At 69.9% G+C, this 18,847-nt stretch carries 9 protein-coding genes; 7 read left to right on the forward strand and 2 right to left on the reverse strand.

Going from position 1 to position 18,847, the window contains the following annotated elements:
- Positions 1 to 214: 214 nt before the first annotated feature.
- Both ABZ664_RS01460 and ABZ664_RS01465 read left to right on the forward strand, forming a co-directional pair.
- Positions 215 to 1,486: an FAD-binding protein gene (locus tag ABZ664_RS01460; protein WP_362501520.1), complete on the forward strand. Its 1,272-nt coding sequence runs from the start codon at positions 215 to 217 to the stop codon at positions 1,484 to 1,486.
- Positions 1,487 to 1,634: 148 nt separating this feature from the next.
- Positions 1,635 to 2,186: a hypothetical protein gene (locus tag ABZ664_RS01465; RefSeq protein ID WP_362501522.1), complete on the forward strand. Its 552-nt coding sequence runs from the start codon at positions 1,635 to 1,637 to the stop codon at positions 2,184 to 2,186.
- Between the two features lie 242 nt (positions 2,187 to 2,428).
- On the opposite strand, the gene ABZ664_RS01470 is transcribed toward ABZ664_RS01465, so the two are convergent.
- A complete protein-coding gene (locus tag ABZ664_RS01470) occupies positions 2,429 to 3,130 on the reverse strand; it encodes a TetR/AcrR family transcriptional regulator (RefSeq protein ID WP_362501524.1) in 702 nt (233 codons plus the stop codon).
- 121 nt (positions 3,131 to 3,251) lie between these two features.
- On the opposite strand from ABZ664_RS01470, the gene ABZ664_RS01475 reads away from it, so the two are divergent.
- Positions 3,252 to 4,196, forward strand: a complete 945-nt coding sequence (locus tag ABZ664_RS01475) for an NAD-dependent epimerase/dehydratase family protein (RefSeq protein ID WP_362501526.1) — start codon at positions 3,252 to 3,254, stop codon at positions 4,194 to 4,196.
- A gap of 190 nt (positions 4,197 to 4,386) precedes the next feature.
- Here the strand turns inward: ABZ664_RS01475 and ABZ664_RS01480 are convergent, their stop codons facing one another.
- Entirely contained in the window at positions 4,387 to 5,679 is a 1,293-nt protein-coding gene (locus ABZ664_RS01480; protein WP_362501528.1) for a Glu/Leu/Phe/Val dehydrogenase, read from the reverse strand.
- 255 nt (positions 5,680 to 5,934) lie between these two features.
- Here ABZ664_RS01480 and ABZ664_RS01485 point away from each other — a divergent pair, with 255 nt between their 5' ends.
- The 4 genes from ABZ664_RS01485 (at position 5,935) to ABZ664_RS01500 (ending at position 18,758) form a co-directional block, all read left to right on the forward strand.
- Positions 5,935 to 7,494, forward strand: coding sequence for an alkaline phosphatase D family protein (locus ABZ664_RS01485; RefSeq protein ID WP_362501530.1), 1,560 nt, complete (start codon positions 5,935 to 5,937; stop codon positions 7,492 to 7,494).
- Between the two features lie 420 nt (positions 7,495 to 7,914).
- Complete coding sequence (locus tag ABZ664_RS01490; RefSeq protein WP_362501532.1) at positions 7,915 to 11,955, forward strand: LamG domain-containing protein; 4,041 nt, start codon at positions 7,915 to 7,917, stop codon at positions 11,953 to 11,955.
- A 115-nt stretch (positions 11,956 to 12,070) separates the two neighbouring features.
- A complete protein-coding gene (locus ABZ664_RS01495; protein WP_362501534.1) occupies positions 12,071 to 18,334 on the forward strand; it encodes an RHS repeat-associated core domain-containing protein in 6,264 nt (2,087 codons plus the stop codon).
- Positions 18,327 to 18,758, forward strand: a complete 432-nt coding sequence (locus tag ABZ664_RS01500; protein WP_362501536.1) for a hypothetical protein — start codon at positions 18,327 to 18,329, stop codon at positions 18,756 to 18,758. The genes ABZ664_RS01495 and ABZ664_RS01500 overlap by 8 nt, the downstream gene beginning before the upstream one ends.
- Positions 18,759 to 18,847 lie beyond the last annotated feature (89 nt).

An 18,847-nucleotide genomic window follows, 5' to 3' on the forward strand; every position in this document is an offset into this window, starting at 1 on the left:
TTCTGAACTACCCTGGGGGCGGCAATGCCCGCCGTCGCGTCTCGCGCGATCACCGGTCATGGGCCGTGCTCGCGCACGGCCACGACCACGACCGCCCGGCCGCGATCCGTGCCCCCGCCCGGTCACCCGAGTGAGTCCGTGTTCCGGCACGATCGCCGCGTGTGGCGCGCATCCGCCGCGTACGGCCTGGCGTGAGGCGTGGAGAGGGCACATCGTGACCAGAGGGTTGCTGAACTGGGCGGGCAACATCACCTACGGCGCCGCGCGGATCCACCGCCCCGGCGACGTCGAGGAGCTCCAGGAGGTGGTCGCGAGCAGCGCCGCCATCGGGGCGCTCGGCACCCGCCACTCCTTCAACGAGATCGCCGACCGTCCCGGCGGTGACCTCGTCTCGCTGGAGGGCCTGCCCGCCGCCTTCGAACTCGACCCGGAGCGGGGCACGGTCACGGTCGGTGGCGGGGTGCGCTACGGCGAGCTGAGCCGGTGGCTGTACGGCGAGGGCTACGCGCTGCCCAACCTCGGCTCCCTGCCGCACATCTCGGTCGCCGGCGCCTGCGCCACGGCCACGCACGGTTCCGGCGTCGCCAACGGCAATCTGGCCACCGCGGTCTCCGGCCTCGAACTCGTCACCGCGGACGGCGAGATCACCGTCCTCGGCCGCGAGAAGGACGGCGACCGCTTCGCCGGGGTGGTCGTCGGCCTCGGCGCGCTGGGCATCGTCACCAGGGTCGTCCTCGACGTCGTCCCGGCCTTCGAGGTACGGCAGTACGTCTACGAGAACCTGCCGTGGGCGCGCCTGGAGGAGCACTTCGAGGAGGTCCTCTCCGCCGCGTACAGCGTGAGCCTGTTCACCGGCTGGAGCGGCCCCCGGATCGACCAGGTGTGGGTGAAGCGCCGCGAGGAGGAGTCCGGTCCGTGGGAGGCGGCGCCGCGCTGGCTGGACGCCACGGCGGCCACGGCCGACCGGCACCCGCTGCCGGGGATCTCCGCCGTGAACTGCACCGCGCAGATGGGCGTCCCCGGCCCCTGGTACGACCGGCTGCCGCACTTCCGCCTGGACTTCACCCCGAGCAGCGGGGAGGAGCTCCAGTCGGAGTATCTGTTGCCACGCCGCCACGCCCTCGCCGCGCTCCGCGCGCTGGACGCGGTCAGGGACGTCATCGCCCCCGTCCTGCAGATCTCGGAGATCCGCACCGTCGCGGCGGACGACCTGTGGCTGAGCACCGCCTACCGCGAGGACGTCGTCGCCGTCCACTTCACCTGGAAGAAGGACTGGCCCGCGGTGAGCCGGGTGCTCGCCGTGGTCGAGGAGTCGCTGGAGCCCTTCGAGGCCCGCCCGCACTGGGGCAAACTCTTCCTCATGGGACCCGAGCGCCTGAACTCCCTGTACGACCGGCTCCCGGACTTCCGGCGCCTGGCCGCCGACCTCGATCCCACGGGCAAGTTCCGTACCCCGTTCCTCGACGCCCGTGTCTTCGCTTCCTGACCGTTCCCAGCCCCAACCTTGATCCGGACATCAGCTCACAAGCGGATCTTACGATCGGATCAGGGTAGTCAACTCCCATCACAGCGATAACAGTGCGATATCCACCGTTAGAGCTCGTGAATCCAGCGCTGGTGATGAGGGGGAGAGCATGGAACGCAACACGGTCGTGCGTGCGATGCACGATGTCGGGCTGGCCGCCTGGTTCGGGGGATCGTTGATGGGCGCGGTCGGCCTCAACGGTGCCACCGCCGTGGTGAGCGACAGGAGTGAGCGCCTGCGGGTCGCGAACGCGGGATGGGGCAGGTGGGCGCCGGTCAGCGCGGCGAGCGTCGGCGCCTTTCTCGTCGGCTCGCTCGGTCTGCTGTCCGCCAACAGGCGGCGCGTGGCGTACCAGCGCGGGGTGGGGGCGAGCACCGCGGCCAAGGCCGTGCTGACCGCCGGGGCACTCGCCGCGACCGCCTACACCGGGGTGCTCGGTGCCAAACTCGCGGACGCGGGCGACGTGCCGGTGGAAGGTGCCGTGAAACCGGAGAAGGAGACCCCGGAGGACGTCGCCAAGACGCAACAGCAGCTGCGTCTCATGCAGTGGGTCATCCCCGCCGTCACCGGGTTGCTCGTCGTGCTCACCTCCCTGCACGGAGAGCAGCAGCGGCCGGGCCAGGTCATCCGAGGAGCCGCGCGCAAGAGGTTCGCCCGGTAGAGGGCTTCCGGCCGTTCACACGGTCTCACGGAGACCGTCGTCCCACGGCCCCTCGGGGCCGTGGATCGCCGGGCGGACGTCTGGCCGACGCCGGAGAGATCCTGGGACTCGTGCCGGACGAATACGTCGAGTACGGCGCGATCGACCACCTCTCCGCAGCCTAGTGTGACACATAAGGACAAACAGCACGCATGCCGAGGCCGTGCTGTGGTGGGTGAATTATCCGGCCAACTCATGACGTATCAGACAGCTAGCCCGAGGGTGCGGGCCTGGCAGCGCATGGCGTGGTCGAAGGCGGAGGCGGGGTCGAGGATCGCGTTGTCGAACTGGCCGAACACCTCGAAGCCGATCCAGCCGAACAGGCCGGTCCAGGCGATCAGGCCGCGGACGACCACGTCGTCGGGGACGTCGGGTATCAGTTCGCGCACGCGTGCGGCGTCCTCGTGGAAGGACGGCGGGACGGGCGGGTGAGAGGTGTCGGGCGGGTTCAGCGCTCCGGCGCGGTGGGCGGCGGAGACGATCCGGCCGTAGACGACGGTGTCGCGGAGCGCGGCGGGGACGGTGTCCTGGGGGGCGCGGTAGCCGGGGACGGGTGAGCCGTACAGCAGGGCGTACTCGTGCGGGTGGGCGAGCGCCCAGTCCCGCACGGCGTGGCAGACCGCCATCCACCTCCTCCCGTGGTCCTCCGGTGGGACGGCCGCGTCGGCGTTCTCCACGGCCTCGCCGACGGCGTTGTAGCCGTCGATGATCAGGGCCGTGAGCAGGTCGTCCCTGGACGGGAAGTAGCGGTAGATCGCCGAGGAGGCCATGCCCATCTCGCGGGCGATCGCGCGCAGGGACAGGCCGCTCGCGCCGTCGACGGCGAGCTGCCTGCGGGCGACATCGGTGATCTCGCGGGTCAGCTCGGCCCTGACCCTCTCGCGTGCGGTGAGGCTCGAACTCATGTCGCGACCATATCAGAGCACCGACAAAAAACGAGAGCACTGCTCTTGACGAGCAGTGCTCTCTAGCGAGAGCATTGCTCTCATAACGGAACGGGTAAGCCACCGCAAAGGAAGAGGAATCATGGCCAAGCACGTCATCGCGGGAGCCGGACAGGTCGGCTCCGAGGTCGCCAGGCTGCTGACAGGGCAGGGGCACGAGGTCGTCCTCCTCAGCCGCTCGGGCTCGGGCCCCGACCTGCCCGGCGTCCGCAGGGTCGCCGCCGACGTGAGCGACCGCGAGAAGCTGACCGCCCTGACCCGGGGCGCCGCCGTCCTCTACAACTGCGTCAACCCGCGCTACCACGAGTGGGCGCGCGACTGGCCGCCGCTCGCCGCGTCCCTGCTGGGAGCCGCCGAGACCACCGGCGCCGGATACGTCATCCTCGGCAACCTGTACGTCTACGCGGCGCCCGACCGGCCGATGAGGGAGGACGACCCGCTCGACCCGCCCAGCGTCAAGGGCGCGATCCGGGTGAAGGTGTGGCGGGACGCCCTGGCCGCGCACGAGGCGGGCCGGGTCAGGGTGACCGAGGTGCGCGGATCCGACTACTTCGGCCCCGGCTGCCTGGACCAGTCGCACCTCGGGGAGAGGTTCGTCCCCGCGCTGCTCGCCGGCAGGACCGTACGCTTCGCCGGAGACCCCGACCAGCCGCACAGCTGGACGTATGTGCCCGACGTCGCGCGGACCCTGGTCGCGGCGGGCGAGGGCGAGCGCGCCTGGGGGTGCGCGTGGCACGTTCCGACGAACGAGCCGATGCCGGTGCGCGAGATCGCCGAGCGCCTGTGCGCGCTCGCGGGAGTCCCCGACCCGGGGGTGAAGGCCCTGCCCCACTGGATGCTGCGCACCGGCGGGGTCTTCTCACCGATGCTCAGGGAGCTGGAGGAGTTGCGTTACCAGTTCGTCCGTCCCTTCGTCCTCGACTCCGACGCCTCCCAGGCGGCCTTCGGCCTCGCGCCGACCCCGATGGACGAGGCGCTGGCCGCGACGCTCGCGTGGTGGCGCGGACGCCTGGCCGTGGCGGCGTGAGACGCATCCCCTGCGGCGGGGACGGGGCGGCGACCCGTCACGGGGAGGCGCATCCCGTACGCGACGGGAATGGGCGCCCTCTTCGAGTGGCCGCGGCCAGGTCGGGCGACGGGGAGGTCGGGGGTGTCCGTGTCGTGGACACTCTCGAATTCCGGTGCCGGCGAGGCCGGGCCGATGCGCGATCCAGGGCTCAGGGGTGCGGCGCGCGTGCCCGGTGGGCGTCGGCGACCCGGCCGACAGCGATCACATGGGCGGCCTCGCGCAGGGTGATCCCGTACTCGGCGGAGACCGCCGCGGTCGTGTCGAACGCGTCCTGCACGATGCCGCGAAGCCTCGCGTCGACCTCGCGCGCGCTCCAGCGACGCGCCTGCATGTCCTGCAGCCACTCCAGGTAGGAGACGATCACGCCGCCGGCGTTGGCCAGGATGTCGGGGACCACGGTGACGCCCGCGTCGGCGAGGACGCGGTCCGCGCCGGGCGTGGTGGGGGAGCTGGCGCCCTCCACGACCAGGCCGGCCCTGATCCTGGTGGCGTTCTCCTCGGTGATCGCCCCCTGCATGGCGGCGGGGACGAGCACGTCCACGTCGAGCTCCAGCAGTTCCTCCCACGACAGCGCGTCCGCCCGGCGGTAACCGCGTACCCCGCCGGTCTCCTCCGACCAGGCCCGCAGGTCGTCGACGTCCAGCCCTGAGCGGTCGATCACGGCCCCGGTGCGGTCGGAGACCGCGATCACGAGGCAGCCCGCGTCGGCGAGGTAGCGCGCGGCGGGGGCACCGACCTTGCCGAAGCCCTGGATCGCGACGGTACGGCCCTCGGGAGAGCCGCCCAGAGCTCTGAGCGCGGCGATCCGCACGCCGCGGGAGGTCGCGGTCCCGGCCCTGTCGGGCGCGCCGCCGGGGGAGACGGGGCCGCCGATCGTCACGCCGGGCACCGGGTAGCCCGCGTTCACCGAGTAGGTGTCCATGATCCAGGCCATGGTGCGCTCGTCGGTGCCGACGTCGGGGGCCGGGATGTCCCGCTCGGGACCGATGATGGGCAGGACCTCGTTGACGTAGCGCCGGGTGACCCGTTCCAGCTCGCGGGCGCTCAACGAGGCCGGGTCCAGGGAGACGCCGCCCTCGGCCCCTCCGTAGGGGATGGCGGCCAGCGCGCACTTCCACGTCATGCCCATGGCCAGGGCGGTGACCTCGTGGACGTCGGTGCGGGGGTGGAAGCGGATGCCTCCCTTCGCCGGGCCGCGGGTAGTGTTGTGCTGCACCCGGAAACCCTGCACGACGTCCATCCGGCCGTCCTCGCGGCGGACCGGGACCGCGACGGTGAGCGAGCGGCGGGGGGTGGCGAGCATGGTGCGCAGGTTGTCATCCAGGCTCAGCCGGTCCGAGGCCCGGTCGAGCTGGAGGAGCGCGGAGTCGAGGGCCTGTCGGCCGGGACTGACGGGAGTGGTGGCGGCCGGCGTCGTCGACGGCACCGTGAGCGTTCTCAAGGGATACCTCCGTACGGTGAGCGAAGCGCCCTTGCTCCGCTCGGGGCACATGGTCACGATCAGACTAGGCGCGGTTTTTTGCCCGCAGGGTCGGGCCGTGTTTCGTTCTCATGACTGATCCGCGGATCCGGTCGCGAGCCCGCGAGCAGGAGGTGTGTTGTTATCTGCCTGCTCCCCTGGGCAATCTGGGAGTAAAACATAGATTCGCCAGGATCCGGTCAGGATTCCTACCGTGGTGCAGTCGAGGGGATGAAAGTGCCGGAACTTGTGGTCGGGCCGATGTTGCGTTATGTGGACGAGACGAGCGCGTCGGTGTGGATGGAGACGAGCGAGCCGTGCGAGGTGACGGTCGAGGTCGGTGGCGTGCGCTCGGAGGCGAGGACGTTCACCGTCCACGGTCACCACTACGCGATCGTGGACGTGGAGGGTGGAGGCGCCTACGAGGTGCGTCTGGGCGGGGAGACCGTGTGGCCCCTGATCGGTCAGCCGCCGAGCCGCATCCGCCTGCTCGGCCCCGACGGTCCGAATCGCGTCATGTTCGGCTCGTGCCGGACCAGCGTGCCGCACGACCTCGTGTACACGATCTCCCACGGGGTGGACGTGCTGCGCGCGTACGGTGGCACGCTGCCCGAGACGCCCGACGAGCGCTGGCCCGACCTGCTGCTGCTGCTCGGTGACCAGGTCTACGCCGACGAGCCGTCCGCGGAGATGCTGGAGTTCATCGCGGGCCGCAGGGACACCGAGCCGAAGAAGGAGATCGCCGACTTCGAGGAGTACGCCGAGCTGTACCGCCTGGCGTGGACCGACCCGGAGATCCGCTGGCTCCTCTCCACGGTGCCCAGCGCGATGATCTTCGATGACCACGACCTGCGCGACGACTTCAACACCTCCATCTCCTGGCGTACGTCGATGGAGGAGGTGCCGTGGTGGCGGCACCGGGTGATCTCCGGGATCGGCGCCTACTGGGTCTACCAGCACCTGGGTAACCTGTCGCCGGAGGAACGCGCCTCGGACGAGCTGCTCAGCAAGGTGTGCGCGGCCGAGGGGGACGGCGCCGAGGTCCTCGACGCCTTCGCCGAGCACGCTTACGACGTTCCCGCCGACAGCCGGTGGAGTTACGCCCGCGACCTCGGCGACACGCGCCTGATCATGCTCGACTCCCGCTGCTCCCGCCAGCTCGACCCCGATGACCGGCGCATGATCGACCCGGTGGAGTGGGAGTGGCTCACCGAGCAGCTGCACAAGGGGGGCGCGAAGCGTTTCGTGATCGGCTCCTCGGTGCCGTTCCTGCTCCCCGCGGGCATCCACCACATCCAGAACTGGAACGAGGCCCTCGCCCAGGGGGCCTGGGGCAAGACCGTGGCGCGCTGGGCCGAGGCCCTGCGCCAGGCCGTCGACCTGGAGCACTGGGCGGCCTTCCGCCGCTCGTTCGAAGACCTGTCCAAGCTGCTGGCCGGGCTGGGAAAGCCGGTGATCATGCTCTCCGGCGACGTGCACTACTCCTACGTGGCCAAGGCGCGTGACCTTCCCATCTACCAGCTGGTCTGTTCCCCGATCCGCAACCCGCTGAGCCGCACCCTCCGCCTGGCCAACATCGTCGCCCAGTTCGGCATCGCGAGCCTGATCGGCCGCACGCTCTCCCGCACGGCGAGGATTCCCAAGCCGCCCTTCAAGTGGCGGATCACCGACGGCCCGTGGTTCTCCAACGCGGTCGCGACCCTCTCCCTGGACACGGCCCCCACGTCGGTCCGCTGGGACACCGCCACGGGAACCGAGGTCTCGGAGATCACCGTCGTGAAGCTGGAGGAGGGCTAGCGGAGCGCCCTCCGTTCCCCGTGTGCCGAAGAGGGCCGGGGCCGTCGCGATCTTCCGGCTGGAGGCCGGCTGGAGGGCCGCGGCGTTCTTCTCGCGCGCCAGGGAGCCTGTGAGGCGCGCTCACCTGGGATGATGCGGAAATCGCTTACCAGGGGCCACGGGTGTGCCCGTTTTGATCATAAAAAACGTTGACATCGAGCTTCACTCGGTTTTACATGGTGATCATCAGCGCTGATTTGCCCCTTTTCTACCAGGTGACACAGCTTTGTGCTGCCGTCATCCCTTTTTCTGGTGAGGCGCATGTCAACGTTACGGGGCCTGGCGGCCGTACTGGCCGCCGGGGTTATCGCTACGGGGTCAACAGTCGCGATCGACGTTCATGGAGGGGCTCCAAGAGCCGTCGCCTCCTCGGCGGAGCCGGTGGCTCCGACGGATGAGCAGGCCGGCAGGATCGCCCGCGAGACGGGCCGCAGCACGGAGATCCTCGCCAAGCGAGGTGAGAGCAGGGAGGTCTTCGCCAATCCCGACGGTTCCTTCACCGCGGTGGAGCACCTTCGCCCTGTCAGGGTCCGGCAGGACAGTTCCTGGGTGGCGCCGGACGTCACCCTGATCCGCAGGCCCGACGGGTCCATCGGGCCCAAGGCCTCCACCGTCGACCTGACCCTCTCCGGTGGAGGGGACGAGCCCATGGTGCGGATGGCGCGCGCCGGCCGGGAGATGTCGCTGAAGTGGCCGGAAAAGCTGCCGGAGCCGGAACTGCAGGGTGACTCGGCCGTCTACCGCTCGGTGCTCAAGGACATCGACCTGGTCGTTCGGGCCGACACCGACGGGTTCGCGCACACGCTCGTCGTGAAGACCAGGGAGGCGGCGGAGAACGGAGCCCTCGCCCGGCTCGGCTTCGACCTGGGCGAAACCGAGCTGGCGGTGCGCGCCGAGCCGGACGGGCGACTGCGTGCCGTCGACGCCGAGGGAGGGGGCGCGGTCTTCGAGGCCCCGTCGGCGATCATGTGGGACTCCGGCACGCAGGCCGGAAGCGCGCCTGCTGAGACGGCGCCCGCTGAGACGGCGAGACGCACGACGGCCGAGCCCGAGGAGGACCTCGCCAGGGGCCCCGCCCCGACCTCGAAGGTGGCCGATGTCGGGGCCGCCGTCGAGGACGGTTCGCTCACCCTCACCCCCGAGGCCACGCTGCTGACCGCCCCCGACACGCGGTTCCCCGTCTACATCGACCCGGTGTGGAAGACGGTCAAGGCGTCCGCGTGGGGATACGTCTCCCGCACCTACCCGAGCACGTCGTACTACAAGTTCAGTGGCAAGGCCGACTCCGGCATGGGCTACTGCTCGGGTGACGCCAGGTGCGCGCCCTCGGACGTGAAGCGCATCTTCTACCGGATGCCCACCAGCGCCTACGCGGGCAAGCACATCATCTCCGCGGAGTTCGTCGCCAAGGAGACCTGGTCCTACTCCTGCGACGGCCGTACCGTGCAGCTCTGGCGGACCAAGGGGTTCGTCGAGGGCTCGACCTGGAACTCCACCAAGGACAACTGGCTTGAACACCTCGCCACCCGGGACGTGGCGAAGGGCTGGTCCTCCGACTGCCCGGGTGGCGACGTGGAGTTCAACGCGACCGCGGCGGTGAAGGACGCCGCGGCGGGCAAGTGGTCGACCACCACGTTCGGACTCAGGGCCGGATACGAGACCGACCCGAAGGGGTGGAAACGGTTCGCCGACGACGCCTGGCTCCGGGTCAACTACAACACCCCGCCGCCCCAGCCGAAGATGTCCAACCTGACGATGGCCCCGGGTGGCAAGTGCGTCTACTCCCCGGCCCCGGCGGTGCGGGTGCCCCCGACGCTCTCGGCGGTGCTGCACGACTCCGACTCCGCCGACGCCAAGAAGGTGTACGCCGAGTTCCAGGCCAGCTGGGACGGCGCGACGAAATGGACCTCCGGCAGGATCGGCCCCAAGACCACCGGATCGACGTTCCAGGTCAAGATGCCCTCGACGATCCCCGAGAAGAAGACGATCGCCTGGTCCGTACGCACCTGGGACGGCTACCAGTACAGTCCGTGGAGCTACGCGGGCGACGCGACCGGCTGCTACTACACCTATGACAAGAGCGTGCCGGCCGCCCCCGCGCTGACCTCGACCGCCTACCCCGAATCGGATCCCGAGGACGAGCTCGACCCGTGGTACGACGGGGTGGGCCGCTACGGACGCTTCACCGCCACCTCCACCTCAAGCGACGTCGTCAAGTACTGGTTCGGGATCAACGGCAACCCCACCCAGGCCAACGAGCGTAAGCCCGCCACCAACGGCGGGCCGGTGACGATCGACATCGCGCCCGAGCACGCGGGACTGAACTACGTCACGGTCCAGGCCTTCGACGCGGCCGGCAACGTCAGCGAGATCGGCCGCCACGCCTTCAGGGTCAAGACCGGAGCGCCGGCGAAGGCGGAGTGGCCGCTGGACGAGCCCATCGACTCCCCTCAGGTCACGGACATCGGGGGAACCTTCCCGGCCACCGTCACCGGCGGTGTCACGCTGGGGGTGGACGGCGTCTCGAAGAGCGCCGCGCAGTTCAACGGCGCCACCGGGTACGCCAGGACCACGGCTCCGGTGGTGAACACCACCGCGAGTTTCTCGGTGTCGGCGTGGGCGAGGCTTCCCGAGGTCAAACCCACCCACGCCGGAGTGATCGCCACCCAGGCGGGCACGGCGCGACCGGGCTTCGAGCTGTACTACTCCTCCTCCTACGATCGGTGGATCTTCAACAGGTTCAGCACCGACAGCACGAGCGCCACGATCGTGCGGGCGATAGGGGCCACCGCGCCGCAGGGCGGGGAGTGGGCGCATCTGGTCGGCGTGTACGACTCGGTCGCCAAGCACATCAGGCTCTACGTCAACGGCAAGCTGGCCTCGACCACGGCGTTCACCACGCCGTGGAACGCCACCGGACCGGTACAGCTCGGCGCGAGCCTGTACAGCACGGTCCCGGACGCGTTCTTCCCCGGCGAGATCGACGACCTGCGGATCTTCGACCGGATCGTCACCGCGGAGGAGGTCGGCAACCTCTTCAGCCAGCACCCGGTGGTGAACGCCCGCTGGAAACTGAACGACTCGGCCTCGGCGGTCCGGGCGAGCAAGGCGTACTGGAAGCTGGACGAGGCGGCGGGCGCGACCCGCGCCGAGGAGGCGGGCGGCGTCCACCCGGCGAGCAAGGTCGGTACCGTCACCTTCGGGACGACCGGGAAGTCCGGCAAGGCCGTCACCCTCAACGGCACGAACGGCTACCTGAAGACCACCGGAGCCGTGCTCGACACCACCAAGAGCTTCTCGGTGTCGGCGTGGGCGAGGCTCCCCGCCACCAAACCCACCCACGCGGGGATCATCGCCACCCAGACCGCGTCGGTGAAACCGGCATTCGAGCTGTACTACTCCTCCTCCTACGACCGGTGGATCTTCAACCGTTTCAGCGCGAACAACGCCTCCGCCACGATCATCCGGGCGCAGTCCACCTCGGTGCCGCAGGGCGGGGTCTGGACGCATCTGACCGGGACCTACGACGCGGCGGCCAAGCAGATCAGGCTCTACGTCAACGGCAAGCTGGCCTCGACCACCGCGTTCACCACGCCGTGGAACGCCACCGGACCGGTACAGCTGGGCGCGGGTTCCTACGACGGCGCGGCCGGGTCGTTCTTCCCCGGTGAGATCGACGACCTGCGGATCTTCGACCAGGTCGTCACCGACTCCGAGATCGCCACGCTGGCCTCGGGATCCCCGCTGACCATCGCGGCCGACGACGGCACCGCGGGCCGGCACGTCACCCTGTACGGCAACGCCCGCATCGACCAGGGCGCGGGCTGGGTCGGCACCCCGCCCGGCGCGCTGGTCCTGGACGGTGACGGCGACTACGCGGCCAGCGCCGGTCCCGTGGTGCGCACGGACGACAGCTTCACCGTCGCCGGCTGGGTGACCAGCGCGGGCCGTCCCGGCCGCCCGGCGACGGTCTTCAGCCAGGAGGGCGCGGTCAACAGCGCCTTCACCCTCCGCTACCGGCCGGATCCGGCGGACCCGGCCAACGCGGGCGGCTATCAGATCGAGATGCCGGACTCCGACGCCACCGGAGCCACCCGCCCCACCTCGGAGCACTCGGCCTTCCAGTCCGGCTTCGAGTGGGACCACGTGGCGATCGCCTACGACGCGCTCCAGGACGAGATGCGGCTCTACGTCAACGGGGAGCTGGAACAGACCGAGGAGCAGGTGTCGTGGCGGTTCAACGTGCTGGGCTTCAACGCCACGAAGGGGTTGCAGCTCGGCCGGACCAAGGGCGACGGCGCCTGGGGCGAGTACTGGCCCGGCGTGATCGACGACGTGTGGGCCTTCCAGGGAGTCGCCACACAGGAGCAGATCCAGATGCTGGCCGCGGGCAACGAGCTCGACACCGAGACCGGCCCCTGACCTGAGGAACGGATCGCGGGCCACGGCCCGCGATCCCCTTCCCATCCCCATTTCCCGAGGTGCCCCGGCCGCCGCGTGCGGCGGCCGGTGGCCTGCGCCTGTGCGGAGGATTTTCATGAAGGGGTTGTACGAATCGGGTACCCGGCGTTGGCTGGCCGTGTTCACGGCACTGGTCACCGCCGCGGGCCTGCTGGTGGCGCCGCCGGCGTACGCCGGGGCCGGTCCGGACGGAGAGCGTCCCGAGGTCGAGAGCGCCGAGCGCGTGGTGCCCGGCAGGGCGGAGACGGTGAGGCCGCGCAAGCCCGATCCCGCGGCCGCCGAGCCCGACCCGGCTCCGGTGGGCTGGCCGGAGCCGGGAGTGACCGAGGCGAGGGTACCGGCGAGCGGGGAGGCGGTCCGCGCGGGGAAGCTGCCGGTCCGGGTGCGAGCTCCCCAATCACGGGCCAGGGGGGCGGCGCCCCCCGTGGAAGAGGTGAAAGTTCAGGTCCTGGAACGGGCGGCGGCTCGGCGCGCCGGTGTGGACGGGGTCGTGCTGACCGTGGGCGGTCCCGGGACCGGCCAGGTCGGTGTCGAGCTGGACTACTCCGGGTTCGCCGGAGGTTTCGGCGGGTCCTACGGCAGCCGGCTGCGCCTGGTCCGGCTGCCGGCCTGCGCGCTGACCACCCCTGACGTGCCGCGGTGCCGTACCGGCACCGAGGTCCCCTCGCGCAACGACACCGAGGCGAGAACGCTGTCGGCCGAGGTGACGGCCGCACCGCAGGCGACGGTGCTCGCCGCGGTGGCGGGGGAGTCCAGTGACAAGGGCGACTACAAGGCGACGGCGCTGTCGGCCTCGTCGACCTGGGCGGTCTCCGAGCAGTCGGGCGACTTCGCCTGGTCGTACCCGATGCGAGTGCCACCCGTCCCCGGTGAGCTCGCGCCCAAGGTGGAGATCGGCTACTCCTCGGGCGCGATGGACGGCCGCACGTCCAACACCAACAACCAGCCGTCCTGGGTGGGAGAGGGATTCGACTACTGGCCCGGCTACATCCAACGCGGCTACAAGCCGTGTGCCGACGACGGGGCTCCCAAGGACCAGTGGGGCACCCCGCCGGGCGACCAGTGCTGGGCCTACGACAACGCCACGCTCAGCTGGAACGGCAAGGGCGGCGAGCTGGTCCAGGCCGGGGACGGCACCTGGCGGATGAAGAACGACGACGGCACGCGTATCGAGCGGGTCAAGGACACCGGGAAGGCCAACGGCGACAACGACGGCGAGTACTGGAAGCTGACCACCACCGAGGGCGTGCAGTACTTCTTCGGCATGAACCGCCTGCCCGGCTGGAGCACCGGCAAGGAGGAGACGAAGTCGACGTGGACCCACCCGGTCTTCGGCGACGACGACGACGAGCCCTGTCACGGTTCCACGTTCGCCACCTCCTGGTGCCAGCAGGCGTACCGGTGGAACCTCGACTACGTCGTGGACCCACGGGGCAACGCCATCTCCTACTTCTACACGCAGGAGGGCAACCGCTACGGCCGCAACCTCAAGCCCGCCGACGACACCCCCTACGTGCGGGGCGGCTGGCTGGACCGGATCGACTACGGCCAGCGCGCCGCCACCCTGTTCTCGGCGAAGCCGTCGGCCAGGGTGGTCTTCGGCCTCTCGGAGCGCTGCCTGTCGGCGACCGCCGCCGACTGCGCGGAGGACAAGATCGGTGACCATCCGACCAGGTGGCCGGACGTGCCCTGGGACCTGAACTGCGCCGCCGGCACCGAGTGCAAGGGCACCAAGGGCACACTGGCGCCCACCTTCTGGTCACGCAAGCGGCTGACCAAGGTCACCACCCAGGTGCTGAAGGCGGACGGAGCCTACCGGGACGTCGACTCCTGGAAGCTGGACCACCACTGGGGCGACGCCGACATCGACAGGGCCCTGCTGGTCAAGTCGATCCAGCACACCGGTCATGCGGCGTCCCCGGCCATCACGCTGCCCCCGGTGACGTTCAACCACGTCCAGTTGCCGAACCGGGTCGACAAACTGGGCGATGACATCGCGCCGTTCGTCAAGTACAGGGTCGGGGCGATCTATGACGAGTCCGGTGGCCAGATCGACGTCAACTACTCAGACGCCGACTGCACACTGTCCTCGCTGCCGACGCCGGAGACCAACACCCGGCGCTGCTTCCCGGTCAAGTGGACACCGGCCGGCTACGCCGACCCGATCCGGGACTGGTTCCACAAGTACGTGGTCACCCAGGTCGTGCAGAGCGACAGGACCGGCAAGGCGCCGGACATGCTCACCACCTACGAATACCTCGACGGCGCCGCCTGGCACTACGACGATGACGACGGCATGACCAAGGAGAAGTACAAGACCTGGTCGCAGTGGCGCGGCTACGGCCGGGTGCGGATCAAGACGGGAGGCTGGAACGACCTGCGCTCCCAGAACGAGCGCCTGTTCCTGCGGGGCATGGACGGTGACCGGCTCGACGCCGACGGCGGCACCAAGAAGGTCTCCGTCGCCGACGGCGAGGGCGGAACGCACGTCGACCACGAGGCGCTGCAGGGTTTTGAGCTGAAGCGGACGGAGTACGAGGGGGTCGGCGGCGCGGTGGCCGTCAAGACGGTCAACACCCCGTGGCGCGAGCAGACCGCCAGCCGTACCAGGAGCTGGGGGAAGGTCACCGCGAACCTGACGGACGTCGCCAAGAGCCACACCTGGACCGCGATGGACGGAGGGAAGTGGCGGGAGACCGAGATCGTGACCTCCTACGACCCGGCCACGGGTCTCGCCACCCAGGTCGACGACAAGGGCGACCTGGCCACGGCGGCCGACGACCGGTGTGTCAGGACCACGTACGCGCAGGACAAGACCGCCTGGATGCTGAAGTTCCCCTCACGGGTGGAGAGCCTCTCGGTGGCCTGCTCGGTCACGCCCGACCGGTCCAAACACGTGATCGAGGACGGGCGCTCCTTCTACGACAACGGCGCCTTCGGCGCGGCGCCGGACAGGGGAGAGGTCACCAGGGTCGAGAAGATAGCGAGCCACAACGGCACCGCCGCGACGTACGTCCCCACCGAGATCTCCACCTACGACTCCTACGGCCGTGAACTCACCACCAAGGACGCCGCGGGCAACGTCACCACCGTCGCCTACACCGACACCGCGGGCCTGGCCACGCTGGTGAAGACCACCGGGCCACCGGTCACCCCCGGCGACCCCGGTACGGCCCACGTCACGAGCGAGGAACTCGACCCGGCCTTCGGCTTCGAGACGGTCAAGGTGGACGCGGGAGGCAAGCGGACCGACCTGGAGTACGACGCGCTGGGCCGCCTGCTCAAGGTGTGGATGGCAGACCGCTCCCAGGCGGCCAAGCAGACACCGAACCTGGAGTTCAGCTACCGGGTGACCGACGGTCAGATCATCGCGATCGGCACGAAACGGCTGACCGCCGAGGGCGGCCAGACCGAGCCCACCTACGAGTTGTACGACGGCAGGCTGCGGCTGCGTCAGACCCAGGACCCGGGACCGGACGGCGGGCGGCTGATCTCCGACAAGCTCTACGACTCCCGGGGCAACGTCGCGCGCGAGTACGGGCAGTACTACTCGACCGGGGCGCCCTCGACCACCCTTTTCGGAGCCTTCGAGGGCAATGTCGAGTCGCAGAAGGTCTTCGAGTTCGACGGCCGCAATCGGGTGACCGTCGAGCGGTTCCTCGTCGGCAACGGCGAGACCCAGGAGAAGTGGCGCACGATCACCTCGTACGCCGGGGGCCGGGTCACGGTCGACCCGCCGACCGGGGACACGCCGGTCACCACCTTCACCGACGCACGCGACCACATCGTCGAGTTGCGCCAGTATCGGGGGGACTCGCCGAGCGGCGACTTCGACCGGACCCTCTACACCTACACCCCGCTGGGCAAGCTCGCCACGGTCAAGGACGCGGTGGGCAACACCTGGACCCATCACTACGACCTGCGCGGCAGAGAGATCCGGGTGGACGACCCGGACAAGGGCACGACCAGGTCCACCTACGACGAGCTGGACCGGGTGACCTCCACCGAGGACGCCAGGGGCGCCAAGCTGTTCACCACCTATGACGCGCTCGGCCGCAAGACCGAGGTCCGTGAGGGGTCCGCGACCGGCAACGTCCTGACGGCGTGGACCTACGACACGGTCCGCAAGGGGCAGCTCTCCAGCTCCACCAGGAACGCGGGCGGCCAGGCGTACACGACGACCGTCAACGCCTACGACAACCTGGACCGGGCGATCCGGACCACGATCACCGTTCCGGAAACCGAGAAGGAACTGGCGGGCAGTTACCAGTTCGACACCCGCTACAAGCTGGACGGCACGGTACAGTCCGCCACCTTCCCCGCCTCGGGCGGCCTGGCGGCCGAGACCGTCGTCTACTCCTACGACGAGCTGCGGCGGCCCACGGCCACCTCCGGTCTCACCTCCTACGTGACCAGGTCGATCCACAGCCTCACCGGCAAACCCGAGCAGTACGAACTCTCCACCGGAGGCAAGAAGGTCTGGCTCACCAACTCCTACGAGTACGGCACACAGCGGCTGAAGTCGGCGCGGGTCGACCGCGAGGACGTCGCCGGTGTGGACCGCCACGCCACCTACACCTACGACGCGGCGGGCAACGTCACCGCGGTCTCCGACGTCTCCCGGTCCGGCACGGACACCCAGTGCTTCTCCTACGACCACCTGCGCAGGATGACCGAGGCGTGGACGCAGGGCACCCAGAGCTGCGCCACCACGCCTGCGGTGAACCTCGTCGGAGGGGTGGCACCGTACTGGCAGTCGTTCGGCTATGACGCGACGGGCAACAGGACGAAGGAGGTCGAGCACGGCATCGGCGGGACCGCCGACACCCAGCGTGTCTACGGCTACCCGGCCGCGGGTTCCCCGCAGCCGCACGCGCTGGCCTCGGTGACCCAGACCGGGGGCGCGGGTGCTCGCGTGGAGAGCTACGGCTACGACGCCACCGGCAACACGACCAGCCGTAAGATCGGCGCCGTCGACCAGAGGCTGGACTGGGACGTCGAGGGACGGCTGAGCAAGGTCACCGACGGGGCCAAGGTCACCTCCTATCTCTACGACGCCGACGGCAACCGGCTGATCCGCAGGGAGCCGACCGCCACGACCCTGTACCTGCCGGGCATGGAGCTCCGGTTGGACACCGCGACCGCGAAGGTCGCCGCGACCAGGTACTACGTCCATGACACGGTCGCGGTCGCGGTCAGGACCACGGCGGGGGTGACCTTCGTCGCCAACGACCACAACGGCACCGGTGAGCTCGCGATCAACGCCGCCACCCAGGCGGTCTCCCAGCGCCGCTTCAAGCCCTTCGGCCAGCTTCGGGGGGCACCGCCGGGGTCATGGCCTTCGGAGAAGGGGTTCGTCGGCGGCACCGTCGACTCCTCCACCGGCCTGACACACCTGGGCGCCCGCGAGTACGACCCGGCGACCGGCCGCTTCATCAGTGTCGACCCGATCATCGACCCGCAGGACCCCCAGCAGATGAACGGGTACGCCTACGCGAACAACAACCCGGTCACCTTCACCGACCCGGACGGCAAGTTCTGGGGAAGCTGGATCGCCGCCCTGCTGGCGATCATCCGGGCACTGGCGGCGCTGCTCAACGGCGGTGGCGGCGGCGGCAACGGTGGCGGCGGTGGCGGTGCGCCGCACCGCCCGGCGCCGAGCGGCGGCGTGAGCACCTCCTACGGCAAAACCGTCAAGACCAACACCCTCAGCAGCGTCGATCCCCGCAAGTTCACCGCGCTCGGCTGGCTCGCCTACGGCTTCGGCGGCCCATCCGACATGCTCAACACCTGGGGAACCAACGTCGCCGAGAAGGGGCGGGTGATGGGCGGCATCTACGCCCTCAAGGCGGCGAGCTACCCACAGGGAAACTGGAAGTCCAGCTGGTTCTGGAACGGGCTGCGCAAGTGGTACGACGCCAAGTCGGTCAGGGTCGAGGCGCGCGGCATCAAGTGGGGCGGACGCCTGGCCAAGGCAGGAAAGTTCCTGGGCCGGTTCGGACTGGTGACCACCTTCGCCGACGGCGCGCTGACCCAGTGGAACTCCGACAAGGGAAAGGACGTCAACAAGGGCGAGAAAGCCCTGCGAGCCGGTATCCGCGGCGCCGCGGTGGCCGGCGGCGCCTACGCGGGTGCCACCATCGGGGCCGCGGCGTGCAGCCCCGGAGTGGTCCTCGCGGCGGTCTGCGGTGCGGCCGGCGCCTACATCGGAGGTATGGTCGGCGGAGTCGTCGGTGACACCGCCATCGCCGCCTACGACAAGGCGCGAGATCCGGTGGTGAACACCGCCAAGTCCATCGGTTCCGGGATCAAGAAGGGATGGAACAAACTCTTTGGATGAGACAGCCGTGCTGACGGGTTACCCGCACGCGCCGGTGTGGGCGGTGCTCGCCGCCGCCCTCATGGCGGTCCTCGGGTTCGTCAACCATCGCCGGTTCCGCGGAGCGGACGCGCAGAGCGCGTGGGCCGAGCGCTACTTCGACGAGGCCAAGCCGAAGGAGTGGCGCAACCTGCCCTTCGCCCAGTTCCCAGGGGCGATCATGTTCTCCCTCTGGGCGGTGCTGCTGGCCTACACCTGGGTGTCCGGGCAGGAGATCCTCGACGCGCTCGTCGGGCTCGGCTTTCTCGGGTCCTTCGTCTTCGGCGGGATCGCCGTCAAGCGGCTCTACCGGCCTCCGGCCAAGGCCAGACCGGCCTGGCTGGTGGCGGAGGAGGAACGGCGCAGACGGCTGGGCCTGACCACCCGCGACGGCTGGACGACGTAGGAGTCGTCTCCCGGGCCCCGAGCGGGCACCGGGAGACGGAAACGTGACGGAGCCGGTGCGGCTCTCTCGCGTCCAGGACGCGAGAGAGC

This window comes from Streptosporangium sp. NPDC006930, from assembly GCF_040635605.1.
In the GTDB taxonomy this organism is placed as follows: Bacteria; Actinomycetota; Actinomycetes; order Streptosporangiales; family Streptosporangiaceae; genus Streptosporangium.